This is a genomic window from Ruegeria sp. YKSF131, assembly GCF_059612645.1.
The window spans coordinates 1-5,131 of the sequence record NZ_JBXWQZ010000116.1 but is presented as its reverse complement, the minus strand read 5'-3'; the positions used below and the strand labels follow the sequence as shown (position 1 = coordinate 5,131).

Below are 5,131 nucleotides of genomic sequence, written 5' to 3'. Positions count from 1 at the left end.
CCTTCGCAAACTTATCCCGCCGCGACGCATTGAATTTGAAAGGCATCACAGCATCCCGCAGTCAAATCAAAGGACCAGCTACGCATCGGAAACGATTTGTGCAACACGCTCTAAAAGACCCCGGCTCAGTCGGGGTATTTTCTGCGACCCTAAAGACTTCGGATACAAGGGCAGGTGCGGATTCCTTGACTGAACTCGCGTAGGTAACGGCAATCCCGGGCAAACGGCCTCGGTGGCGAAGTCGAGTTACCCGAGATGCGTCCACGCATCCCGGCGTCGCAGTTTGCACCTATAGGAGTGGCAGGGCGTTACCGCGCCAAGTTAGGTCAGGTCGTCGACACGTGCGTCCGGTGCGTTCCGCTTGACCGACTCGATCCCGTTATCCCGCCCAGAAGCGCTGGTATAGCTCTCGCTGGTGCCGATGACCTGCCCGTTGCTGGCCTTCAAATTGAACATGTGACCGCCGGACTTGGTTTCCTTGCGTTCATACCGCTCGTCATCCGGTGCGTTCTTCTTGACTGACTCGATCCCGTTCGTGGCACTTGCCTTTTGAACATATCCTTCACTGGCCAGAATGATTTCACCATTCCCGGCTTTCAGACGAAACCGAAATTCCCCGGCCTTGTCTTTGTATATTTCGAACTTCCCGGCCATTTGACGCCTACTCCTCTGTTCTGCTTTCGATTTTTTCGAATACATTCCTATAATTATACAAACGCCTCAAGAAAAAAGATGAGGCGTGTTATCTGCTCAGATCAAGCCCCCCCTCCCCTTCTCCTTAGCCTTGCTTCCTAAGATTTTTCAGCTGTTACCGTGGTAAAGCTGGCACCCGAAGGTGCCGGTGGTCATTTGGTCAGAACTGATGTCGTGGGACGCATTTAGTTGCCTCAGAACCACGAACAAAGTCCGTTCCGCAGCACTTTGGATAAGCAACTTCTGTTCAGTCCGCTAAGCCAAGGATCTTAGCATATTTTGTAAAAGAACTGTACCTGATACCTATATATAGTGTAATTTACGCCTGAAATATGAACAGCTGCAAACCCTGTTTTGATGCTTGTACTGTGTTTCAAGGGTTGCGTTCTGCTGGTCAGCGGTGAAAGCGCGACGCCTCCGCGCCACCTCTAGTTTCCGACTGGACGGCCGTAAATGCTATAAAACTCCTTTTGCAAAATTTCGATATCTTGGGAAATCTCGAACTCGACTTAAGAACAAGTCTTAACATGTCGGTTGCTTTGTTCGCTTCAGTGCCCGTGACGTCCGGTTCAGCTTGGACAGGCGATGTATCCGACGATGCCAACAAGCCCCCTGCCCCAGCGCGCCAAAAAAAAGGCGCCGGAACCTTTCCGACGCCTTTTCCCGCTTTGCTGGCCCATGATCTTACCCGTGGGTAAGGTCGTCTTCTTCGGGAAGCGCATCGATCAGCGCGGCAATCGCCGCTTCCAGCTTGCTTCGATCAACGCGTGTGAAATCCAGATCATACCGGATCTCGATCCGTCCACTTGAGGCAGCGCATTTTGCGATCCCAGCCCTACCCGAGACCTGAAATGTTGTTTTCGCACGGCGCGGTTTACCTGCGCTGACTGCATCCGACTTACTTGAAGACGTGGCTTCTGGCTCAGCCAGAAATGACCTGAGAATTGCAACCTCGCGCGTACCATCCCGATTAGGCTCGCTCTTCAGTGCCTCGCTCACTTGGCGAACCAGACCCGGCGTCGCGTCGAACTTGCGCTTTAGCTCAACGCCCACGTTTCGCGGAATGTCGTTCGGGTGGATCAGAACTTTGTCCAGCATCAGCAACAAACTGGCGAAAGACCGGATATAGCTACGCTTAGTATAGCTGGCAGACTTAAACAGCGTGGAAACCGCTTTGTCGACATCCGGACAGTCATTCGCTGGGTCTTCGGAATATGCACGGGCGAGGGCGCCCATTTCCGCAAATGAGATATCCTTTCGGATCAGGTTTTCGTCAACCATGCGCCGGTAACTGTTGTCCAGATCACCCGCGTCAGAAATCCCCGCTGGAATTCTGGCGTAGGTTTCGTCCCCGGTCTCATCGTACAAAGCACGATAGGCGGACAAACGGCGCATGCCCTGGATCAATTCATACAGCCCGTCCGACCTGCGTTCCAGACGGATCGGGTTGGACAAGCCGATGTCCCGGATCGAATCTTTGAGTTCATCCAGTTCCGGATCAGGACCTGGTTTGCGATCTCGCGTCAGTTTTTCTGTGACAACGTCATTCAGCAACACCCGTTCTGTCACCAAACCTTCGGCTCTCAGCCGAACCAGTTCATGTGCAAGACGGTCGTTTTCGGCGCGGATGGATTGTTCCGTCGATTGCTGATCACGTAAAGCGTCGGCATTTTCCGAAATTGCCGCGGCCATTGGACCGCGTCGTTTTTCAAAAACTTTGTCCGGTACTTTACCAACAGGAATGTCATCCATAGCCGGTAGGTCAATATCGAACATTCTCCGCTTGCGGCTCATGCGTCATCCTCCACCTTGTCCCAGGCCGATAACATTACGCCCCGGAATTCCTCATACACATTGTCAAAAGTCGAGCGGGCACGCCGCCAGGTTTCGCGGGTCATCTCGCGGTAGTCCATTTCGTAAACCGAACTCAGAAAACGTCCCGACTGCTCCACCGCACGGGTCATTTCCACCGGGTGCTGAGCGACATGTTCGCCAAAGACCTTCTTAAAGGCATCAAACATCGCCAGATGGAGCGCATTGCCCGGTTCATACCGCGTCAACAGGAACCGCAACTCACAGAAGGTTTTGGGCAATCCAATCTTACCCGTGGGTAAGGTCTTGTCGAACCCATAAGCCAGATCTTCCAACGCTTCTGCCAACTGGCCGATGAACGATGTGGTCGAGTCATACTCCCAATATCCGGGCCCAGAAGGGATATAAAGCATGTCAGCGGCAAAGACCGCATTCATAGACTGGTATCCGATTGCGGGCGGACAATCGAACAGAATGAGGTCATAAGCATCATCAGGAATCTGATCCAGATACCGGGAAACCGACGCAAAGAAGGACCATTCGGGATTCAGGTGCCGGTACTGGGCCGACGCAAATTCAACAAAGGCTGCGTTCGCACAGGAAGGTATCGCATCGATCGTCGACCAAGAGGTCTTCTTGATGAAATCACCAATTCGCAGATCACCAAGGCCCATGTCCGTTATCGCGGACGGCAACTCCCGGCGGGGCAGGGTGGTTCCCGATTCCGCAGCGGCGGGGCGGTTATTCATGCGCTCTGTCTCACGAATGAGGTCGCGCGCCATGATCCCCCAAACCGTGTAGTCTTCGGCCACATCCGTCAGGCCCATCGAATGGCTCAATGTTGCCTGAGGGTCGAAATCCACCACGAGGACCCTATACCCGTCCAGGGCGGCCGCATGGGCGAGGTGCAGCGCCACGGTCGACTTTCCCGCGCCTCCCTTGAAGTTTGCGACAGCCGCACGAATGGCGCGCTTGCCTTCAGGGCGAGGGGGCATCAGGGACTTGCGATTAATCTTGAGCCGTCGCCGCAGCTCATTCACCTCTTCCAGGCTGAACCAGCGCTGACGCCCGTCGGGCTCAACTTCTCCGCCAGGCAGGGAAGGATCGGCTGCAAGCTTTCCGCGAAAGGTCGACTGGTTAACCCGGAAGATCAGTTCGGACACCTCCCAACTGGAAAACCGGCGGAGCGTTTTCTCCATCTCAGGGCTAAAGGTCTGCTGGCGAATCCAGCCCTGCAATTTGAGGGACTGATTGCGCAATGCGTTCAGGTCTTCGTGCGTGTACATGCCTCAGGTCTCGTAGTTTGGAACGTAAATTTCTGCTCGTTTCCTATTTACGCCCGATTTGCACTTTACGCAAAAGAAATTATGATGAGGGTGCGCTCTTACCCGTGGGTAAGAAAACAAGGCCTTAAACCCTACGAAGCGATTCGGCGGACCCTGTGAATACCATAAGGCCCGGAAGGCCCCCGGCGACCAGTATATAGGGGGGCATTCTGGCAAGAAATGCTACATATAGGGGGACATAAAGGGCCGATAGGGGGACACCCAGAATGGCCCCCATCACCAATACTTCACCAAATTTCTTTTAGTTTTTTGAGATTGATCCGCACAAGATCAGGCGAAGTTCCAGTCTCTTCTTGACAGAATCGAAGCTTTGGACGCTAATTATCCCAAGATGGTGAAAAGCGTTGGCAAACGGCGCGAGATTGGCGGGACACACCCGCCTGAGGCAGACAGAGCGGTGAGAACGGGTATGCAGCTTGCGAAACCGGTCGGGCGAAATGCGCCGGCTTTAAAATATGATATACTGTCCGCACTGACCGTTCATGCGCTGTCAGGCGACAAGCACCGGCAACGAAGTATTCTGCGTATCATTGCGTTGATTACGACCCGATATAACTGGCGTAACAACGAATTATCCATTGGGCGGGAAGAAATTGCGCGCCTGTGGACAGTGAACGAAAGAACAGTAAAGCGCGAAATGTCCAGATTTCGCGCATTAGGTTGGATAACGGTAAAACGGCCTGCTGCGCGGGGTCGTGTTGCTGTGTACGAGATTGACCTGAAACAAATCCTGATAGACACCGAAGAGGTTTGGCCTGTTATCGGAACAGACTTTCAAGCCCGGATGACCGACGTGCCAGAACCTGAAACGAATGTTATTCCTTTCGCGACCAAACCAAATGCCCCGGAAAGCACCGAAGGGGATGTGTGGTCTCAGGTTCAGGCGATTCTTCACGGGCGCGATCCAGAACTATGGGCCAGCTGGTTTCAACATCTGTCCGAAGCAGAAAGGGCAGGGGGGCGCGTTGTTCTTGTCGCGCCGTCACGCTTCATGGCCGACTATATTTCGCAAAAGTGGACAGCGCGACTGTTGGCTGCCTACAGCCGCGTCGATCCGGGCATCAGGACGGTTCGCGTGGACGCTGCCGAATAACTGACTTTTGCTGTGTATCCTGCGGGATCTCCTCGTTCAGTTGACCAGGGAAACAGATACGAATACCCAATCGAAGCGAGCGTGTTGCACAAATCGTTTCCGATGCGTAGCTGGTCCTTTGATTTGACTGCGGGATGCTGTGATGCCTTTCAAATTCAATGCGTCGCGGCGGGATAAGTTTGCGAAG

Annotated in this window: 4 protein-coding genes; 1 reads left to right on the top strand and 3 read right to left on the bottom strand. The window is 53.7% G+C overall.

The annotated features are described in order from the left end of the window. Positions 1-321 precede the first annotated feature (321 nt). The 3 genes from AC2FLZ_RS21710 to AC2FLZ_RS21700 form a co-directional block, all read right to left on the bottom strand. Entirely contained in the window at positions 322-654 is a 333-nt protein-coding gene (locus AC2FLZ_RS21710; protein ID WP_480478062.1) for a YegP family protein, read from the bottom strand. Positions 655-1,377: 723 nt separating this feature from the next. Beyond that, entirely contained in the window at positions 1,378-2,487 is a 1,110-nt protein-coding gene (locus tag AC2FLZ_RS21705; protein WP_496716451.1) for a ParB/RepB/Spo0J family partition protein, read from the bottom strand. After that, a complete protein-coding gene (locus AC2FLZ_RS21700; RefSeq protein ID WP_496716450.1) occupies positions 2,484-3,791 on the bottom strand; it encodes an AAA family ATPase in 1,308 nt (435 codons plus the stop codon). The genes AC2FLZ_RS21705 and AC2FLZ_RS21700 overlap by 4 nt, the downstream gene beginning before the upstream one ends. A 469-nt stretch (positions 3,792-4,260) precedes the next feature. On the opposite strand from AC2FLZ_RS21700, the gene AC2FLZ_RS21695 reads away from it, so the two are divergent. Then, the gene (locus tag AC2FLZ_RS21695) at positions 4,261-4,944 is read left to right on the top strand and encodes a DnaA N-terminal domain-containing protein (protein ID WP_480478067.1); all 684 of its coding nucleotides are present in this window, start codon (positions 4,261-4,263) and stop codon (positions 4,942-4,944) included. Positions 4,945-5,131 lie beyond the last annotated feature (187 nt).

Coding starts and splice junctions, on each gene's coding strand:
- AC2FLZ_RS21710 (WP_480478062.1), bottom strand. CDS start 654: ATGGCCGGGAAGTTCGAAATATACAAAGACAAGGCCGGGGAATTTCGG.
- AC2FLZ_RS21705 (WP_496716451.1), bottom strand. CDS start 2,487: ATGAGCCGCAAGCGGAGAATGTTCGATATTGACCTACCGGCTATGGAT.
- AC2FLZ_RS21700 (WP_496716450.1), bottom strand. CDS start 3,791: ATGTACACGCACGAAGACCTGAACGCATTGCGCAATCAGTCCCTCAAA.
- AC2FLZ_RS21695 (WP_480478067.1), top strand. CDS start 4,261: ATGCAGCTTGCGAAACCGGTCGGGCGAAATGCGCCGGCTTTAAAATAT.